The sequence below is a fragment of the Stenotrophomonas sp. FR010 genome, assembly GCF_047520755.2.
Classification (GTDB): Bacteria; Pseudomonadota; Gammaproteobacteria; order Xanthomonadales; family Xanthomonadaceae; genus Stenotrophomonas; species Stenotrophomonas sepilia.
Genome location: NZ_JAXBQT020000004.1, coordinates 220,209 through 238,937 on the forward strand (window position 1 = coordinate 220,209; position 18,729 = coordinate 238,937).

The following is an 18,729-nucleotide window of genomic DNA, read 5'->3' on the forward strand; positions in this document are numbered from 1 at the left end:
TGGGATCCGGGGTCAGAGCCCTGTTCTGCGAACAGGGATCCGACCCCTGGCCTGTTACAACCGCACCAGCAGGTTCTTGGCAATCAGCCCGTGCAGCTTGCCGATGCCCCGTGCCAGGTGCATCGTCAACAGCAGCAGCAGCACGCCCACAGCTGCGATCACGATGCCCACCAGCGGCGAGGCGGCCATCGGCAGCACGTTCACGCCATCGATGTAGACACCCGGAATGTCACCGCTGAACAGCGCGGCCACGGGCGCCCAGATGAGCCCCAGTGACAGCGACAGCAGCGTCACCGCGATGGTGAAGTAGACCACGCCCAACGGCAGCATGAGCACGAAGTACAGCAGGGTCAGCCAGGTACGGCCATCGGTGAACATGTCGCCGATGCGCTGCAGCCACGTGCGGCTACGGTCGGTGTAGCGCGGACGGCGCGGCATGCGCTCGCCCAGCAATGCTTCCACGAGCCGCCCTTCCAGCAGCGCCAGCCCGCGCACTGAGCCGAAGAACAGCACGGTCAGCGGAATCCCGACGATCAGGATCAACAGGCCGAGCGAGAGCGACAGGCCGGTCACCACCCAGGTGAAGAAGAAGATGCCGGTGGCCAGCGACAGCAGCATGTAGAACAGCGCGCCATAGGTATGCGGATCGGCCACCACCCCGAAGAATCGCGCCAGCAGCGAGCGTTGCACCGGCGCCGGCGGCGGCGCGGCCGGTTCGACGCCACTGGCTTCGGCAGCGGCACGCAGTACCGGCGCGGTATCCGCACGCGGCGTACGCAGCGCGCGGTTCACCGTCACTTCGGTCTCGCGGTAGATGTCGGCCACTTCGTCCGGCGCGCCATAGCTGCCGGCCACATCGGCGATCACCTCGGCCTCGCTGCGGCCGGGCTGCGCCGCCAGCTCCGAGCGCAGGTATTCCTCGGCGTCGTACAACGCGTCCTGCACCATCGCCGGATCGGCACCTTCCAGCGCCGCGCGCAGCTGCGCCAGGTACTGCGGAATGGTGGTCGGCAGGGCGCGGCCTGCCAGGCTCGGGTCGTTCATTGCGGTACCCCCTCCAACACGGAATCGACGGAATCACGGGTGGCCTGCCACGCCTGGCGCCACTGCGCCAGCACCTCGCGGCCACGTTCATTGATGCGGTAGTAGCGCCGCGGCGGCCCGCTGCTGGACGGTTCCACATGGCTTTCCAGCAGGCGGGCGCCCTCCAGGTTGCGCAGTACCGGGTACAGCGCGCTCTGCTTGCCGCTCAGCACCCCCTCGCCCACCCGCTCCAGCTCCTTGGCAATGAGGTAGCCGTACAGCGGCTCCCCGGCCCGGGCCAGCACCGCCAGCAGGGCCAGCGACACCGTTCCGGCGCTGAGCTCCTTCTGGAACTTCTTCAGGTGGACATCGTCCTCGGACATGACCGGCCCTCCACTACGTTGAAGTCCACAGTAGTGCGAAGTTCGGTATAGCGAATGTGTCGTTAGTCACTCTGCCGGTTGGCGTGACCGAATTGCTCGCGCAGAATCGAAGCCTTGTTCATGTTCCGGGGTTCCCATGCCGCACCGTCGTCGCCTTGCCCTGACCGCCCTCGCCCTCGCCTGCCTGCTGCCCGCCCTGGCCAGCGCCGCCACGCCCTACCGCAGCCCGCAGCAGATCCTGGACGCTTCGGCCGCCAGCGATTGGCGTACCCCCGCCCGGCCAATCTGCTGTACATGGACCTGCCGGCCGGGCGGGTGATCATCGAGCTGGCGCCGCAGTTCGCCCCGCGCCATGTCGCCAACATCCAGACCTTCGCCCACGAGCACTTCTGGGACGGCACCAGCATCTACCGCTCGCAGGACAACTTCGTGGTGCAGTTCGGCGATGCCGACGCCGATGACGCAGCCAAGGCCAGGCCGTTCGGCAGCGCCGCGCGCAAGCTGCCGGCCGAGTTCGAGCGCGCCAGCGCCGGCCTGAAGGTCAGCGTGCTGCCGGATCGCGATGGCTGGGCCGCGCAGACCGGTTTCGTCGACGGCTTCCCGGTCGGCCAGGACCCGCAAGCCGGCAAGGCCTGGCTGGCGCACTGCTACGGCATGCTCGGTGCCGGCCGCAGCAACGAGGAAGACAGCAGCATCGGCGCCGAACTGTACGTGGTGACCGGCCAGTCACCGCGTCAGCTGGACCGCAACATCACCCTGGTTGGTCGCGTGCTGAAGGGCATGGAGCTGCTCAGCGCAACGCCGCGCGGACCGGCGCCGATGGGCTTCTACACCGACCCGAAGCTGCGTACGCCGATCGTGTCGATCCGCCGTGCCAGCGATGTGCCGGTGGCCGAACGCACGCCGATCCAGGTACTGCGTACCGACTCGAAGACCTTTGCCGATACGGTGGAGGCGCGACGCAATCGCGTGGATGATTTCTACAAGCGCCCGGCCAGGCATATCGATCTTTGCAATATCCCGGTGCCGGTGCGCTGATGGTTTCCTGCGTGTGACGCGTGCTGAAGGGGCTTCATTGTTCATGGGCGTCACTTTTCTTTTCGCGCAAAAAGAAAAGTAACCAAAAGAAAAGCGCCGCCGGGTCGCGAGCCGCCGTGCTTCGCACGCCGGTCCCCTGCGCTTCTCAGTGAATCAGGGGACGGCGTGCACAAGGCAGCCGACTAGCAGTCGGCTCTACAGGACATCGGCAGCTCTTCGCCCCTGATTCCCCTGCGATGCTCGGCTCGCGCAAGGCGGACTGAAAAATCAAGATCAACAGCAAAAACATCCGCGCATGGCGTGAATCTACTGGGTGCAGCTGTGGCCTTTGATCTGGGTCCGCCTTGAGCGAGCCGAGCACCGCAGGTCCGGCGAGGGCGAAGAGGCGCGGGTGTCTGAGCGCAGCGAGTTCCCGCGCCGTCCCTCGACGGGCCGAGGAGCGCAGGGTACCGGTGCGAAGCACCGGCTCGCGACCTGGCGGCGTGCTTCTTTGGTTACTTTCTTTGCACGAGCAAAGAAAGTGACACCTCCCCGCAGGCGCGGAAATGGGCCCGCCGGGCATGGCTCGGTGCTACCGCTGCGTGCGCGCGCTCAGCCCTTCTGACTCACCGCCACGCTACCCAGAATCAACGCACCGGCAATCAGCATCTGCAGCGTCACCGGCTCATCCAGGAACAACCACGCAAACGCCGCACCGAACAACGGAATCAGGTAGGTCACCGTAGACGCCCGCGACGGGCCGATACGGCCAATCAGGCGGTAGAACATCAGGAACGCCAAGCCGGTACAGGCCACGCCCAGCGCGATCGCAGCGCCCCAGGCCTTCAGCGGGATCGCCGCCTGCGGCCAGTGGCTGACCGCCATCGGCAGCATCCACAGCGAGGCGCACGACAGCGTTGCCGCCGCGGCGGCGGCCGACGGCAACCCGGTCATGTGCCGCTTCACCAGGTTCACGCCCAGGCCGTACAGCAGCGATGCCGCCGCACCGGCCAGCACTGCGGTGCCGATGCTCAGGCCGGAAACCTTGGCCGTGGCCAGCACCACCACGCCGGCGAAGCCGACCAGCAGCGCCCCGGCACGGCGCATGCCGATCTTCTCGCCGAAGAACAGGAACGCGATCAGCGCGGCGAACAGCACCGTCATCGCATTGCAGATCGCACCGATCGCAGCCGGCGCCTGCTCGGCGGCATAGGCAAACAGCACGAACGGCAGCGCCGAATTGATCAGGCCGATCGGCGCCAGCCACAGCCAGCGGCGCGGCGGGAACTGCGCGCGGGCGCGCCACAGGAACGGCAGCAGCACCAGCGCGCCCAGCGCCAGCCGCACCTCGACCAGCGCGAATGGGCCGAACGACGGCACCGCCACCCGCATGAACAGGAACGAGCAGCCCCAGATGGCGCCCTGCAGGGTCAATTCCAGCGGCGTGCGCCAGTCGCGCTCGGCCGCCTGTGGGATCGCATTCATGTCCTGCCTCCGTCCATCGTCTGTTCCTCGCCAAGGCAGACAGGATCAGGCGCAGACGCCCGCCGCACAAGCGCGTAGTATCGCTGTCAGCCACAAATATGGTTTGAGGCTCGACATGCTGCTCCGTCCTTCCCTGCTCCCCGCACTGGCCGTGTTCGCGGTCGCCGCACGCCACCAGAATTTCGCCCAGGCCGCGCAGGAGCTGCACCTGACCGCCAGCGCGGTCAGTCACCACGTGCGCCGCCTGGAAGAAGTACTTGAAGTTCGCCTGTTCCTGCGCCACGCCCGCGGCGTGCGCCTGACCGCCGAGGGCCGGCAGCTGGCCGACGCCGCCAGCGCCGCGTTCACCGATGTCGCGGCGGTGGCCCATCACCTGCAACCGGATGCCGACAGCGTGCCGCTGCGGATCACCACGCTGCGCTCGCTCTCGTACTGCTGGCTGCTGCCGCGACTGCCACGCTTCACCCAGGCCTATCCACACATCCGCATCGAGCTGCACACCGGCAGCGGGCTGGACCGCTACGACGACAACGGACCGGAAGTCGGCATCCGCTACGGGCTGGGCCAATGGCCGGGCCTGCGTGCACAGCACCTGATGGATGACTTCCTGTTCCCGGTGGCCTCACCGGCGCTGGCCGGGGTCGAAGCACTGGTTGATCCGGCGCGCATCGCCGGCCTGCCGCTGCTGACCGACCTGTCTCCTCAGGGCTGGCGTGACTGGTTCCGCCACGCCGGTGTGCGCCCACCGTCGCCCCTGCCGCCGATGCACACGTTCGCCGACAGCACCGACGCGATGCGTGCGGCGGTGTATGGCATGGGCGCGGTGCTGGCGCGCACCCACATCGCCCAGCCCTACCTGCAGCGCTACGAGGTGGTGCGCCTGCCCGGTCCGGCATTGAAGGCACGCTATGCCTACCACGTGGTGCGCGCAGAAGGGCAACCGCCGAGCCCGGCCGCGCGCCTGTTCATCGACTGGTTGCTGGAACAGGCGCAGGACGAGCGCACGCCGGTCCCGGCATTGCCGGACAGCCTGCTCGGGCGGCCGGCGACGCACGCCTGACTGCGCCCTCACCCGTTCTTTGCCTCACGCTGGCTAGGCTGCTGGCGAACCCACAACGTACCTATGCCATGGCCATGCTGCGACTGCGCATCACCGGAACCGAAGACGACGCCCGCGCCATCAGCGACCTGCTGCTCGGCCTGGACGGCATCGAACATGTCGAGGAAACCGACGACCTGATGCCGCATATGGACGACGACGATTCCAGTTCGGCCGGGCTGTCCGATGACATCGGCCCGGGCATCCACGAGTTGGAAGTGGAAGTCGGCAATGAAAGCACCGCGCAGAAGGTGCGCGATGCGGTGCAGGAACTGGCGCTGGAGCTGGATGTGTTCGTCGAGTACGAGACCGACGAGGGCTGATGCCGGCTGACGGCCGGCATCAGCCTTCACCTCAGCGGTTGGGCGGTAGCTTGCGGCGGCGACGCCACCATGCCCGCACACCCCAGGCCGCGATCAAGGCCAGCACCGCCACCGGCAGCAGTGCGGCCGCAGCGCGGATCAGGAACGAGATGCTGGTGCTGAGGATGCCGCCCGACTCGCTCAGCGCCTCACCGATCTCGCTGCGGCTGCGCTGGCCAGAGGTGGTGTCGAAGTGGATCGCCACCAGCTGGGTATCGATGCGCCGGCGCTGCTGCGCAGCATCCTTGTTGGCCTGCTCGACACCCGCCTCGATCTCCGACAGGCGCGTGGTGATCGCCATCAGGTCTTCGATCTTCAGGTCCTTGCGGTCCTGGTAGGACAGCAGGCGGGCGTGCTCCTTTTCAAGCCGTGCCTTGGTCAATGCCGTGTCGGCCACCGCCTGCGCGAGATCCTCGGCGCGCGTATTGCGCGACTGCAGCTTGCCGCCTTCACCAGCCATCGCGATCAGCGGCTCGGTACCCTTCGGCGCGACGCGCACCTTGACCTCGCCGCTGGGCTGCTCGCCGCCGTGCTGCTCGACCTGCAACACTGCACAGTCGCCGAACTTCGCGCTCTGGCAGGCCTGAGCGATCTGCTGGATGCGCGGTGCTATCTGCGCCGCTTCCAGCTGCACCTGCACGTCATGTTCGTAGGCCAGGAAGGCGCCTTCCGGCGAAGCGATGGCAGCCTCGGCGGCCGTGGCGCCCGCATCCCCCACCATGTCGCCCTGCTTGGCGCAGGCGCCCAGCGCCAGCAGCAGTACCGGCAGCGCCGCCCTGCGCGTCCACGCTCGCACCGGCCTCACAGTGCCGCTCCGTCGTAGGAGGTCACCGAAAGGCCCGCCAGATCCACCTGCGGCACGCAGCGCACGTTCACCGCCACCATCGGTGTGCCGGTGCGAGGGTCGACCGCTTCGCTGTAGGGAGCGATACCGCATTCGCGGCAGTGGTGGTGGTCGATGTGGGCCTTGTTGAAGTGGTAGGTGGCCACGTCAGCCGGATCGGTGGCCAGCTTGAACGCCGCACGCGGAGCGAACCACAGCAGGCTGCCGCGACGCCGGCACATCGAACAGTTGCAGTCGATGACGTCGCTGATCGGCGCCTCGGCCTGCACGGTGAATGCGATCCTGCCGCAATGGCAGCTTCCCTGGTATTCCATGTCCTGCGCTCCTTTGGAGGGTCCTTGAATCCGCCCATGGTAATCCTATGGCACGGGGACAAAGCAGCGACGGGGCCCTATGCTCAGGGTTTGACCCCGTACAGGAATGCCGATGCGCCCGCATCTTCTTGCCCTCGCCCTGGTCGCCGCGCTGGCCGGTTGCCAGCCGGCCGACGCCCCGACCAATGCTTCCACCCCGGCCGCCAGCCAGCAGGCCGGTGACGCGGCGGTCGACGCCGCCTTCGCCGATCTGTCCAAGCGCGCGCTGGACACCTGGATGCAGCTTTCGCCAGTCAGCGCCACCCAGATCGGTGACCACCGCTACGACAGCGAGCTGGACGACCTGAGTGCCGCCGGCCAGCAGAAGACCGTGGCCGCCTACAAGGCGCTGCTGGGCGAGCTGGACAAGATCGAGGTGGCCAAGCTGGGCCGTGAGAACCAGGTGGACGCAGCGATCCTGCGCAACCAGCTGCAGTCGGAAATCTGGAACGCCGAAGTGCTGCAGTCCGGCAAGTGGGACCCGCAGCTGTACAACGGCATCGCCGGCAGCGCGATCTACGGCCTGATGGCGCGCGAGTTCGCACCGCTGCCGGAGCGCCTGAAGGCGGCCACCGCGCGCATGGAGAAGCTGCCGGCGATCTTCGCCCAGGCCCGCGAGAACCTGGACCCGGCCCGCGTGCCGAAGATCCACGCCGAGACCGTTGCCAAGCAGAACAAGGGCATCCTCAGCATCGTCGATACCTTCATCACCCCGCACATCGGCGAACTGCCGCAGGCCGACCAGCAGCGTCTGCAAGCGGCCATCGACGGCCTGAAGAAGGCCGTGGACGAGCAGCAGACCTGGCTGGACAAGACCCTGGTACCGAACGCCAAGGGCGACTTCCGCATCGGTGCGGAGAAATACGACCAGAAGCTGAAATTCGCGCTGAGCTCCTCGCTGTCGCGCCAGGAGATCGGTGAGCGTGCGCGCGCCGAACTCAAGCGCGTGCGCGAGGACATGTACGGCATCGCGCAGACCGTGCTGAAGGACAAGCCGGGTGCACCTGAGATGCCGGCCCAGCCGACCGACGAGCAGCAGCAGAAGGCGATCGAGGCCGCGCTGGAACTGGCCTACGCCGACAAGCCGGCACGCGACAAGGTGGTCGACGATGCCAAGGCCGCGCTGGAGCAGTCCACCGCGTTCGTACGCGAGCACGATCTGATGACGCTGCCCGATGCGCCGGTGGACATCATCCTGATGCCGGAATTCCAGCGTGGCGTGGCCGTGGCCTACTGCGATTCGCCGGGCCCGCTGGACAAGAACCTGAAGACCTTCTACGCCGTGTCGCCGATTCCGGACGACTGGAACGAGAAACAGGTCGACTCGTTCCTGCGTGAGTACAACTCGCGCATGATCCACCTGCTCAGCATCCATGAAGGTACTCCGGGCCATTACCTGGAAGGCTGGCATTCGGCCAAGTTCCCCTCGACCCTGCGTGCGGTGTTGCGTTCAGGCCTGTTCGCCGAAGGCTGGGCGGTCTACACCGAGCGCATGATGCAGGAGCAGGGTTACCTCAACAACGATCCGCTGTTCCACCTGGTGCAGCTGAAGTTCTACCTGCGCACCATCTCCAACGCGATCCTCGACCAGGGCGTGCACGTGGACAACTGGGATCGCGAAAAGGCGATGCACCTGATGACCCACGACGCGTTCCAGCAGGAAAGCGAAGCGGCCGGCAAGTGGGTGCGCGCGCAGCTGACGTCGGCACAGCTGCCGACCTACTTCGTCGGTGCGCAGGAACACTTCGACACCCGCAAGGCAGTGCAGGAGAAGCTGGGCGACAAGTTCAACCTGAAGGCGTACCACGACCAGGTGCTGTCCTACGGCGCACCGCCGGTGCGTTTCGCCCGCCAGCTGATGCTGGACCAGCCGATCGAGTGATCGGGACGGTGTGAGACGAAGCGGAGCGGCCCGGGGAAACCCGGGCCGCTTTCTTTGTTCGCCCCTGCTTGGGCTGCTGCCGGATCAGAGCAGATGGATGTACATTTTCTTTGAGCCCAGCCGCAGATCCATAAAGTACTCGGCACCACAACCACGACAGGCTGCAGGGCAATCTTCATCGCTGCCCCGCTCGTTTTCCAATGAGCCAGCCACGACCGGGTATCCGCACTCGAAACAGTTGAAAGCCACATGGTTGCCATGCGGATCAGCAGGGATCTGGTCACCCTCACCGTCCATCACCAGGAAATCCGTGATTCTCATTTCCACTCCCTCCCGCTGAATTGAGGACGAAAGACGAGCCGAACATCTAGCGTCAGTTGTGCGAAAGCAACGCGCGGATTGCACCACAGCGTGGCGCTTTACGTCCGCATCAGATCTCGATGCGTCGAAGCAATTGCCTGGGCTCCGCCTCCGTGCCCCGTTCAAAAAGCCTTGAAGCAATCACTGCTCCGCGGCCACGAAACCACCGGTCTGTCGCGCCCACAGCCGCGCGTACAGGCCACCGGCCGCAATCAGTTCGGCATGGCTGCCGGTCTCGACGATGCAGCCCTGGTCCATCACCACCAGCCGGTCCATGCGCGCGATGGTCGACAGCCGGTGCGCGATCGCGATTACCGTCTTGCCGCCCATCAGCTCATCCAGGCTGTCCTGGATTGCCGCTTCGACTTCCGAGTCCAGTGCCGAGGTCGCTTCGTCCAGCACCAGGATCGGCGCGTCCTTCAGCAGCACGCGGGCAATGGCGATGCGCTGGCGCTGGCCACCGGACAGCTTCACGCCGCGCTCGCCGACATGCGCGTCGTAGCCACGACGCCCCTGCCCGTCCACCAGCGTATCGATGAAGGCTTCGGCACGCGCCTTGGCTACGGCAGCACGCAGCTGCTCCTCGGTCGCATCGGGGCGGCCATACAGCAGGTTGTCGCGGATCGAGCGATGCAGCAGCGAGGTGTCCTGGGTGACCACGCCGATCTGCTGGCGCAGGCTTTCCTGGGTGACGTAGGCGATGTCTTGGCCGTCGATCAGGATGCGGCCACTCTCCAGGTCGTACAGGCGCAGCAGCACGTTCACCAGGGTCGACTTGCCGGCACCGGAAGGACCGACCAGGCCGATCTTCTCGCCCGGCTTCACCACCAGGTCGAGGCCGGCGATCACGCCGCCCTTCTTGCCGTAATGGAAGTGGATGTCCTGGAAGTGCACGCCACCGCGGGTCACCTGCAGCGGCACCGCGTCCCCGCGGTCCTGCACGGTCAGCGGCTGGGCGATGGTGGTGATGCCATCCTGCACCGTGCCGATGTCCTCGAAGATGCCGTTGATGGTCCACATGATCCAGCCGGACATGTTGTGGATGCGGATCACCAGGCCGGTCGCCAGCGTGATCGCGCCCACGGTGATATGGCCGCCATTCCACAGCCACAGCGCGAGCCCACAGGTGCCGGCAATCAGGAAACCGTTGACGATGGCGATGGTCAGGTCCATGCCGGTGGTTACCCGGGTCTGCGCGCGGTGCTTGACCGCCAGTTCCTGGATCGACTCGGCCACGTAGGCCTGTTCGCGCCCGCCATGGGCGAACAGTTTCAGCGTGGGAATGTTGGTGTAGCCATCGACGATGCGGCCCATCGCCTTGGAGCGCGCTTCGGACGCAATCCAGGCCCGCTCCTTCGCGCGCGGCACGAAGTAGACCATGATCACCACGTAGGCCAGCAGCCACAGGATCAGCGGCACCATCAAACGCCAGTCGGCCTGCGCGAACAGGTACAGCGCCGTGCCGGTATAGACCACGATGTACCAGAGCGAATCGACCATCTGTACCGCCGACTCGCGCAGCGAGGTACCGGTCTGCATGACCCGGTTGGCGACACTGCCGGCGAAGTCGTTCTGGAAGAAGCTCAGGCTCTGCCGAACCACGTAGTTGTGCATCAGCCAGCGCGAGCGGTTGCTCAGGCCGGGCACGATGGCCTGGTTGACCAGCAGGTTGTGCAGGCCCACCAGGATCGGCCGCGCGATGACCGTGATGAACAGCATCCAGCCCAGTTCATTGGCATGGCGCTTGAAGAAATCGGCACCGGGCTGCTCGGCGACCATGTCGACGATGCGGCCCAGGTAGTCGAACATGGCCACTTCCACCAGCGCCAGCAGCAGGCCGGCAATCAGGGTCGCCAGCAGCACCGGCCAGACCGGGCGCAGGTAGTGCAGGTAGAACGGCAGCACCTTGCGCGGTGGCATGCGCCCATCCACGGGCGGGAAAACCGGGATCAAGGATTCAAACCAACGGAACATCGCATTCCCTCGCCATCAATAGCCGGCGGAGTATCCCACGCCGGATGTGTACGCCGGCCGACGATGCCGTGGCGCCGGTAGTGCCGGCCGCTGGCCGGCAACCTCGCGACGTTTCCAGGGATCATGAGGTTGCCGGCCAGCGGCCGGCGCTACCCTCATTCTTTGACCGGGGTGAACAGCAGGTCCTGAAAATCGAAACTGAAATCGGTCAGGTCGGAAATCGGCTGCGTGCGCACCTCACGCACTTTGCCATCCGGGTCCAGGCTGAAGTTCACGAACGCATCGGCGTTGAGCGAACGGTCGTCCCAGCGCACGATGAAGGTGTCGTGCTGCCAGTGCTCCAGGCGCCCGCTCAGCTGCGCGGTCTTCGCAAAGCGCAGGCGCAGGCCCTTGCCTTCGGCGCTGATCTGCATGTCGCCATACCAGCGGTCGCGGAAGCTGCCGGTGTAGCCGGCCAGCGCCAGCGATGGCCTGCTGCCCTTGTCGCGTGCGCTCTGGTGCTTGGCCCAGGCCTCGTCGGCCTTGTCCTGACCCTTGGCCACGGCCTTGGCATAGGCGTCCACCCAATCGTGCTTTTCTCCGCCCAGGTAAGCGTCAAGCACGCTCAGGGTGATCGCATTGAACGCCGCGCCCACTTCCTGGTTGGTCAGCACCACCACGCCCAGCTTCTCGCCTGGCACCAGGGTCAACCGCGAGACCATGCCCGGCCAGCCACCGGTATGCCAGACCAGCTTCTGACCACGGTAGTCGCTCAGGCTCCAGCCTTCGCCATAGCCGGCGAAGTTGGCCCGCGCCGGTGCCAGCTCCGGCACGCTCGGCGCCGGGATCGACTGCGGGGTAATCATCCGCCACATCTGCTGCTGGCTCTTCTCGCTGAACAACGGCGTGCCGTCAGCCAGCTTGCCTTCGGCCAGCTGCACCTGCATCCAGCGCGCCATGTCGTGCGCGCTGGAATAGATGCCACCGGCGCCGGCATTGTTCGACCAGGTCAGCGGTGCAACGGTGCGCAGGTCCTTGAAATCGTACTTGGCGTGGCCGACCGCCGCCTTGTCACCTGGCTTCAGGTGGTCGGCGTTGTAGCGCGTGCCGGCCATCCCCACCTTGTCGAAGATGCGCGTCTGCAGGAACTGCTGGTAGCTCATGCCGGACACGCGCTCGATCACCTGTTGGGCCACCGCGTACAGGATGTTGTCGTAGGCATAGCTTTCGCGGAAGCCGCCCTTCAGCGGCACCCTGCCCAGTCGCTCCACCACTTCGGCGTTGCTGTAGGAGGTGGCCGGCCAGAACAGCAGGTCACCGGCGCCCAGGCTCAGCCCGCTGCGATGCGACAGCAGGTCGCGGATCGTCATCTGCCCGGTCACGAACGGATCGGACATGCGGAACGACGGCAGGTGGTCGATCACCTTGTCATCCATCTTCAGCTTGCCGTCCTCGGCCAGCAGGTTCAGCGAGGTGGCGGTGAACGCCTTGGTGTTGGAAGCGATGGCAAACAGGGTGTCGGCCTGCACCGGTTCCGGCTTGCCCTGCTCGCGCACGCCCCAGCCACGTTCCAGCACCACCTGGCCATCCTTGACCACGGCCACGGCGATGCCGGGCACGTCGAACTGCGTGCGCACGCGCTCGACGGTCGCATCCAGGTCCTGCAGCTGCTGCGGGGTCGCCGCATTGGCCATGGTCGTGCACGCCAGCAGCACGGCTCCTCCGATCCAGGTTTTCATCCAGCACCATCTCCGAACAGGGGTAGCGGCCATGTGCAGGCCGTCACCGGGGTTTCGCAGGATGGTAACGGTCGCCGATGCACCCTGCCCCGTGCCATAGGAGGGGTGTCATGGGCGCGAATGGCCAACCAAGCAACGGCTCCACCATCATTCCGTGCCTGCGCTACCGCGACGCGCTGGCCGCCATCGACTGGCTGCAGCGGGCCTTCGGCTTCCATGCCCAGGCCGTGTATGCCGATGGCGATACGGTTTTCCATGCCCAGCTCACCTTCGGCAACGGCATGATCATGCTCGGCTCGGCCAACAACCAGAGCGCGTGGAGTGAACACGCGGTCCTGCCCGGAGAAGTCGGCGGCCGCCAGACCCAGAGCGCCTGCGTGATCGTCACCGATGTCGATGCGCACTATGCGCGGGCCAAGGCGGCTGGGGCACGCATCGTCATCGACATTGCCGACCAGGACTACGGCGGCCGCGGCTATGCCTGTGCCGATCCTGAAGGCTACCTGTGGTGGTTCGGCAACTACGACCCCTGGCGCGAGGACCACAGCCAGTGAACGCTGCCGCCGCCGGCCAGATGGCGATCCGCTGCGGTATTGGCGGCTGGGTGTTTCCCGAGTGGCGCGGCGGCATGTTCTATCCGGTGGGACTGCCGCAGCGCGAGGAACTGGCCCATGCCAGCCGCGCCCTGCGCTGCATCGAGATCAACGGCACCTTCTACCGCACACCGACTGCGGCCCAGTGCGCGCAGTGGGCCGCGCAGACGCCGGAAGGCTTCCGTTTCTCGATGAAGGCGCCACGCTACCTGGTGCAGCGCCGCGACCTGGCCAGCACCGTGGAAGCGGCCACGCCATTCCTGCAGGCGGCACTTGCGCTCGGTGACCGGCTCGGCCCGCTGCTGTGGCAGTTCGATCCGCACCATCCGGCCGACGCCGATGCATTGGAAGCGCTGATGGCGAAGCTGCCGAAGCAGCTCGAGGGCGCGCCGTTGCAGCACGCTCTGGAAGTGCGCAACGCCGAGGCACATGGACCGGCTCTGGTCGCCGCCGCGCGCCGCCACGGCGTGGCGCTGGTGATCGAGGACAGCGACGAGGCGCCATTGCATGGCGATGTCAGTGCGGGCTTCGTCTACGCGCGGATCAAGCGCAGCCAGGCCCGCTTGAACGAGGGCCTGCCTGCGTCCGTGCAGCAGCGCTGGGCTGAACGCGCACGACGCTGGTCACGCGGCGAGCCGGTGGACGACCTGCCCTGCCTGGCCGGGCCCGCCCCGGAAACCCCGCGCGAGGTCTACCTGCTGTGCATCGGTGCCGGCAAGGCCCGCAACCCGGCCGCAGCGATGGCCCTGCAGCGCCCCATCGACGGCGCCAGCGGTCCAGCCCCCACAGCAGGGTCCAGCCCACCACGAACACGCCCGCAACGCGCAGCACGTTGAGCAGGAAGGCCGCCAGCCCCAGGCGTTGCAGTTCGAGGAATGGATACGGCGCCTGTCCGGTCATTGCAGCGACCAGCATCGCCCAGCCAAGGTAGGCCAGCGGTACCAGCAGCACACCGCCCAGCGCGCGCCAGCGCAGCGCCCCATGCGGCAGCAGCCACCACCACCCGAGCAGGTACAGCGCCGGCACAGCGTAGTGCAGGCCGGCATCGACCCACCATTGCAGCCCGGTGGGCTGCCACAGCCCCTGCAACGCCAGCATGTAGATGCACGCGGTCACCCCGATGCACAACGCGATCACCGCGGCGACAGTCGTGTCCAGCACACCCGCACGGATCAGCCTGACGCATCCCAGGCACACCGCCAGGTTGCTGAGAATCGTGAAGTAGCCAACGAAGCGCAGTGTCGCCATGCCGACCCCGGCAGCCGCCCCGGGGCCGCGTAGCAGCAACAGGTATTGCAGCAGCAACGCGGTGGCGGCCACCAGTGCAGTCAGTGCTGCCCATGCACGCAGGGCGGAGCGGTTGGCAGCCATTGCAGGGTTCCCCTGAGGAGTTTCCGCGAGCATGCCACAGGCGTCGCCGGCGACCGTACGATTGCCTCACAATAGGCCGATGAGCACACCCGACACCCGCAAAGCGCTGTGGCAGATCCATTTCTGTGTCCTGCTGTGGGGCGTCACCGCCATCCTCGGCAAGCTGATCACCCTGCCCGCACTGCCGCTGGTGTGGTGGCGCATGCTGCTGGTGACAGCGATGCTGGCCCTGCTGCCGCGGGTCTGGCGCGGGTTGCGCACCCTGCCCCCGCGGCTGGTCGCCGGCTACGCCGGTATCGGCGCGCTGGTCGCCCTGCACTGGCTGACGTTCTACGGCGCGGTGAAGCTGGCCAATGCCTCGGTGGCTGCCACCTGCATCGCACTGGCACCGGTGTTCACCTCGATCATCGAGCCGTGGGTGGCCAAGCGGCCGTTCCAGCTGCGTGAGCTGGCGTTTGGCCTGGCGGTGCTGCCGGGTGTTGCGCTGGTGGTCGGTGGCGTGCCCGATGGCATGCGCCTGGGTGTGTTGATCGGCGCGATCTCGGCGCTGCTGGTGGCGGTGTTCGGTTCGCTCAACAAGCGCATGGTCAGCCATGCCGATCCGCTCACGGTCACCGCGCTGGAGCTGGGTGCCGGCACCCTCACACTGACCCTGCTGGCGCCGCTGATGCCCTATCTGCTGCCGGCGCTGGCCAGCCCGCTGTGGGTGGTCCCGAATCTGCACGACGGGATCCTGCTGCTGGTGCTGGCCGGGTTCTGCACGCTGCTGCCGTTCGCCCTGGCCCTGGTCGCGCTGCGCCACCTGAGTGCCTACACGGTGCAGCTGGTGACCAACCTGGAGCCGGTCTATGCGGTGGTACTGGCGGTGGTGCTGCTGCGCGAGCAGCACGAAGTCACCCCGTGGTTCTACCTGGGCGTGGCGATCATCGTCGGCGCGGTGTTCCTGCATCCACTGCTGAACCGCCGCAAGCCGGTGCAGCATCCGGAAATCCTCGGCACGGCCGAAGCGCGCAACATCGCCGATTGAGTGCATCCACGCATGGCGTGGATGGCCGCATCAGCGCTGCGGCCAATGCCAGGCCGGCGCATCCAGCAGGCCCTGCCCGCTCAACAGCGTGCGGCCCTGTTCCTTGTACAGATGCAGCGAATGGCACCCTGGCGCCTGTTCCAACGCCGCGATCAGCCGGCTGGCGTGCGACACCACCCATACCTGGCTGCGCGCACTGGCTGCGATGATGAGCCGCGCCAGCGCCGGCAGCAGGTCCGGGTGCAGGCTGGTCTCCGGTTCGTTGAGCACCATCAGCGGCGGTGGGCGTGGTGTGTGCAGCGCCGCCGCCAGCAGCAGGAAGCGCAGCGTGCCGTCGGAGAGCTCGGCCATCGACAATGGCCGCAGCAACCCAGGTTGGTGGAAGCGCAGCGCCAAGCGTCCATCCAGCGCCTCGAAATCGACCGTGGCGCCCGGGAACGCGTCATCGACGCTGCGTGCCAACGCAACCGGGTCGCCGATCTCGAGGATGGTCACCCAGGCCGCCGCCAGGTCCCGGCCATCGTGATGCAGCACCGGCGTGCGCGTGGCCATCGCCGGTTGCCGCGCCGGGGCATCGCCATCGCTGCGGAAATGGTCATAGAAGCGCCAGCAACGGATGTACTCACGCAGGGTAATTGTTTCGGGCATGCGCTGCGGATCGCCGACCTGGGTGAACAGGCTGTCGAACAGCGACAACCGGTCATCCACCAGATCCCAACCGCGCGCATGGCGCTGCCGCACCATCGCCCCGCGACGATCGACCAGCTGGTTGGCGCTGCGCAGGAACGGCCCCGCCCAGATCGCCTCGGCCTTGATCTGCGGGTCCAGCGCAAACGCCGAACGGCTGGGCGGCGGGTAGCCGAGATCGATGGCGTAGCCGAATTCGTCGGTGGTGAAGCCGAGCTTCAATCCCACCGATTCCTGGCGTGGGCCGCCCTGCAAGGGGATTTCGCCGGCAGCAACCCGACGGTCTACTTTTTCCGGGCCCGCCCACAGCGCCGAACCCAGCCCACCTTCGCGGGCCAGCACCGCCGCGACGCCACCCTGCGCGGTCTCGGCCAGCAGGCGCAGCGCGCGGTACAGGCTGGACTTGCCACTGCCATTGTCGCCGGTCACCACATTCAACTGCTGCAGCGGCAATACCAGCCCGTGCAGCGAGCGATAGTGGGCGATGGCCAGGGTCTGCAACATGGTCGGCGTCCGGGAAAACAGGGCGTCATGCTGCCCGCTCTTGATCGCAGGCGCTGCGACGCGATGTGAATCGGGAAGAGCATCCACGCATGGCGTGGATCTACCGGGCGGGGCGCTTCAGCCCGCCACTTCCACCCGGTTGCGGCCATTGCCCTTGGCCCGGTACAGCGCCTTGTCGGCACGTGCCAGCGTGTCGTCCACGCTTTCACCGGGCTGGTGCTGGGCGATGCCGATACTGATCGTGACCGGGAAGCCCAGTGGCAGGTCGGCCACGGCCAGGCGCAGGAACTCGCACTGAAGTTCGGCGGTGCGCAGGTCGGTTGCGGGCATCACTGCCACGAACTCCTCGCCGCCATAGCGCGCCGCCATGCCACGGCCGGCAAAGTGCGACCGCAGCAGCGCGCCCAGTTCAGCCAGCACGCGGTCGCCGGTGGCGTGGCCCTGGAAGTCGTTGATGTGCTTGAAATGATCAATGTCCAGCAGCGCGACGCAGGCCTCAGCGGGCTGCTCCCCGGTCATCGCCACGGCCTCGTCCAGCGCCGCTGCCATCGCGCGGCGGTTCGGCAGGCCGGTCAGCGCATCAGTGCGGCTCTGCTCGGCCAGGTCGGCGTTCTGCGCCAGCAGCACGTCGTGGTACTCCGACAGCAGGCGCTCATAATCATCGCGTTCCAGCATGTGGTTCTGGATGTCGAGCGCGAAACGGCGCAACTCCATCACCAGCATCACCTGCCGCGACAGTGCGGCCAGCGCCTCGGCCTTGTCGCTGGCCAGGTGTTGCGGCTGTGCGTCGAACACGCACAGCGTACCCAGCGGCAAGCCGTCGGAGCTGATCAGCGGCGCGCCGGCATAGAAGCGGATGTGCGGATCGCCGACCACCACCGGATTGTCGTGGAAGCGCACATCCTGCAGCGCATCCTCGACCACCATGATCTGCTGCGGCTGCAGGATGGCATGGCCACACATCGATTCGCTGCGCAGGTTTTCCGCCGCATCGATGCCCTGGATCGATTTGAACCATTGCCGTTCGACATCGATCAGGGTCACCGCCGCCATCGAGGTGCCGCAGACCGCCTTGGCGATAACCACCAGGTCGTCGAAGGATTTTTCACGCTCCGAATCGAGGATGCGGTAGCGGTACAGCGCCTCGAGCCGAAGGGCTTCGTTGGCGGGCTTGTCGGGCTTGATCATGCAACGTCACGTTCCGGCAGGTCACCGCGAAGTCTAGCGGATGCCGGTGAGCAATCCGCATGGCGGGCCGTGCCGGCCGTTGGCCGGCATCCCGGATACCTCGCGCGCCCATTGCAGCCGGCCAGCGGCGGGCACTACCAGTCCAGCTGCTTCGGCAGCAGGCCCTGCAGCTCCTGCTCGGTCAGGTTGCGCCACTGGCCCGGCTTCAGCGCGCCAATCTTGATGTTGTCGATGCGCACGCGGCGCAGCTGGGTCACGCGATAGCCGAACTCGGCGGCCATCAGGCGGATCTGCCGGTTCAGGCCCTGCTGCAGGGTGATGCGGAAACCGAACTTGGCGATGCGCGAAGTCTTGCATGGCAGCGTCATCTGGTCGTGGATGCGCACACCACGCGCCATGCCGCGCAGGAACTCATCGGTGACCGGCTTGTTGACCGCCACCAGATACTCCTTCTGGTGGCCATTCTCGGCACGCAGGATCTGGTTGACGATGTCGCCGTTGCTGGTCATCAGGATCAGGCCTTCGGAGTCCTTGTCGAGGCGGCCGATCGGGAAGATGCGCTGTTCATGGCCGACGAAGTCGACGATGTTGCCCTTGACCGACGTCTCGGTGGTGCAGGTGACGCCGACCGGCTTGTTCAGCGCGATGTAGACGTGGCGGCGGGCGCCGGGCTTGCGGGCCACGCGCGCGCGCAGTGGCTGGCCATCCACCAGCACCTGGTCTTCCTCGCCCACCACCGCGCCGGTGCCGGCCGGGTGGCCGTTGACGGTGACCCGGCGGGCGGCGATCAGGCGATCGGCCTCGCGGCGGGAGCAGAAGCCGGTGTCGGCGATGTGTTTGTTGAGTCGGGTGGTCATCG

Annotated in this window: 17 protein-coding genes and 2 pseudogenes; 7 read left to right on the forward strand and 12 right to left on the reverse strand. The window is 66.8% G+C overall.

The window, feature by feature from the left end; genetic code table 11:
* Nucleotides 1-54: 54 nt before the first annotated feature.
* Both ACM0PK_RS05805 and ACM0PK_RS05810 read right to left on the reverse strand, forming a co-directional pair.
* The gene (locus ACM0PK_RS05805; protein ID WP_414606893.1) at nt 55-1,044 is read right to left on the reverse strand and encodes a sensor domain-containing protein; all 990 of its coding nucleotides are present in this window, start codon (nt 1,042-1,044) and stop codon (nt 55-57) included.
* Entirely contained in the window at nt 1,041-1,406 is a 366-nt protein-coding gene (locus tag ACM0PK_RS05810; RefSeq protein ID WP_414606894.1) for a PadR family transcriptional regulator, read from the reverse strand. Before ACM0PK_RS05810 ends, ACM0PK_RS05805 begins: the two co-directional genes overlap by 4 nt.
* Before the next feature lie 166 nt (nt 1,407-1,572).
* Here ACM0PK_RS05810 and ACM0PK_RS05815 point away from each other — a divergent pair.
* A pseudogene (locus ACM0PK_RS05815) lies at nt 1,573-2,444 on the forward strand (peptidylprolyl isomerase); the annotation flags it as partial.
* Between the two features lie 591 nt (nt 2,445-3,035).
* Here ACM0PK_RS05815 and ACM0PK_RS05820 read toward each other — a convergent pair.
* The gene (locus ACM0PK_RS05820) at nt 3,036-3,908 is read right to left on the reverse strand and encodes a DMT family transporter (protein WP_414606895.1); all 873 of its coding nucleotides are present in this window, start codon (nt 3,906-3,908) and stop codon (nt 3,036-3,038) included.
* 115 nt (nt 3,909-4,023) lie between these two features.
* On the opposite strand from ACM0PK_RS05820, the gene ACM0PK_RS05825 reads away from it, so the two are divergent.
* Together ACM0PK_RS05825 and ACM0PK_RS05830 are read left to right on the forward strand one after the other, a co-directional pair.
* Nucleotides 4,024-4,968, forward strand: coding sequence for a LysR substrate-binding domain-containing protein (locus tag ACM0PK_RS05825; RefSeq protein WP_414606896.1), 945 nt, complete (start codon nt 4,024-4,026; stop codon nt 4,966-4,968).
* A gap of 68 nt (nt 4,969-5,036) precedes the next feature.
* The gene (locus tag ACM0PK_RS05830) at nt 5,037-5,330 is read left to right on the forward strand and encodes a hypothetical protein (RefSeq protein ID WP_005415831.1); all 294 of its coding nucleotides are present in this window, start codon (nt 5,037-5,039) and stop codon (nt 5,328-5,330) included.
* Nucleotides 5,331-5,361: 31 nt separating this feature from the next.
* Here the strand turns inward: ACM0PK_RS05830 and ACM0PK_RS05835 are convergent, their stop codons facing one another.
* Entirely contained in the window at nt 5,362-6,174 is an 813-nt protein-coding gene (locus ACM0PK_RS05835) for a DUF4349 domain-containing protein (protein WP_072166824.1), read from the reverse strand.
* Nucleotides 6,171-6,527, reverse strand: a complete 357-nt coding sequence (locus ACM0PK_RS05840) for a GFA family protein (RefSeq protein WP_111201429.1) — start codon at nt 6,525-6,527, stop codon at nt 6,171-6,173. Before ACM0PK_RS05840 ends, ACM0PK_RS05835 begins: the two co-directional genes overlap by 4 nt.
* Before the next feature lie 112 nt (nt 6,528-6,639).
* Here ACM0PK_RS05840 and ACM0PK_RS05845 point away from each other — a divergent pair, with 112 nt between their 5' ends.
* Complete coding sequence (locus tag ACM0PK_RS05845) at nt 6,640-8,448, forward strand: DUF885 domain-containing protein (protein ID WP_053497065.1); 1,809 nt, start codon at nt 6,640-6,642, stop codon at nt 8,446-8,448.
* Between the two features lie 84 nt (nt 8,449-8,532).
* On the opposite strand, the gene ACM0PK_RS05850 is transcribed toward ACM0PK_RS05845, so the two are convergent.
* From ACM0PK_RS05850 to ACM0PK_RS05860, 3 genes are all read right to left on the reverse strand, one after another.
* Nucleotides 8,533-8,769, reverse strand: a complete 237-nt coding sequence (locus tag ACM0PK_RS05850) for a hypothetical protein (RefSeq protein WP_111201431.1) — start codon at nt 8,767-8,769, stop codon at nt 8,533-8,535.
* 180 nt (nt 8,770-8,949) lie between these two features.
* On the reverse strand, nt 8,950-10,782 hold the full coding sequence (smrA, locus tag ACM0PK_RS05855) for a multidrug efflux ABC transporter SmrA (protein ID WP_414606897.1): 1,833 nt from the start codon (nt 10,780-10,782) through the stop codon (nt 8,950-8,952).
* A 155-nt stretch (nt 10,783-10,937) separates the two neighbouring features.
* Nucleotides 10,938-12,500, reverse strand: a complete 1,563-nt coding sequence (locus ACM0PK_RS05860; RefSeq protein WP_414606898.1) for a serine hydrolase — start codon at nt 12,498-12,500, stop codon at nt 10,938-10,940.
* 110 nt (nt 12,501-12,610) lie between these two features.
* On the opposite strand from ACM0PK_RS05860, the gene ACM0PK_RS05865 reads away from it, so the two are divergent.
* Nucleotides 12,611-13,054: a VOC family protein gene (locus ACM0PK_RS05865; protein WP_111201434.1), complete on the forward strand. Its 444-nt coding sequence runs from the start codon at nt 12,611-12,613 to the stop codon at nt 13,052-13,054.
* A 20-nt stretch (nt 13,055-13,074) separates the two neighbouring features.
* On the forward strand, nt 13,075-13,929 hold the full coding sequence (locus tag ACM0PK_RS05870; protein ID WP_414606905.1) for a DUF72 domain-containing protein: 855 nt from the start codon (nt 13,075-13,077) through the stop codon (nt 13,927-13,929).
* Nucleotides 13,930-13,936: 7 nt separating this feature from the next.
* Here ACM0PK_RS05870 and ACM0PK_RS05875 read toward each other — a convergent pair.
* A pseudogene (locus ACM0PK_RS05875) lies at nt 13,937-14,497 on the reverse strand (Pr6Pr family membrane protein); the annotation flags it as partial.
* A gap of 46 nt (nt 14,498-14,543) precedes the next feature.
* Here ACM0PK_RS05875 and ACM0PK_RS05880 point away from each other — a divergent pair.
* Entirely contained in the window at nt 14,544-15,491 is a 948-nt protein-coding gene (locus tag ACM0PK_RS05880) for a DMT family transporter (protein WP_111201436.1), read from the forward strand.
* A 30-nt stretch (nt 15,492-15,521) separates the two neighbouring features.
* Here the strand turns inward: ACM0PK_RS05880 and ACM0PK_RS05885 are convergent, their stop codons facing one another.
* From ACM0PK_RS05885 to ACM0PK_RS05895, 3 genes are all read right to left on the reverse strand, one after another.
* Nucleotides 15,522-16,682, reverse strand: coding sequence for an AAA family ATPase (locus ACM0PK_RS05885; protein WP_111201437.1), 1,161 nt, complete (start codon nt 16,680-16,682; stop codon nt 15,522-15,524).
* 117 nt (nt 16,683-16,799) lie between these two features.
* Nucleotides 16,800-17,870 carry a sensor domain-containing diguanylate cyclase gene (locus tag ACM0PK_RS05890; RefSeq protein WP_005415818.1) on the reverse strand — a complete coding sequence of 357 codons (1,071 nt, stop codon included), beginning with the start codon at nt 17,868-17,870 and terminating at the stop codon, nt 16,800-16,802.
* 134 nt (nt 17,871-18,004) lie between these two features.
* Nucleotides 18,005-18,727, reverse strand: a complete 723-nt coding sequence (locus tag ACM0PK_RS05895) for a pseudouridine synthase (protein ID WP_019659152.1) — start codon at nt 18,725-18,727, stop codon at nt 18,005-18,007.
* Nucleotides 18,728-18,729 lie beyond the last annotated feature (2 nt).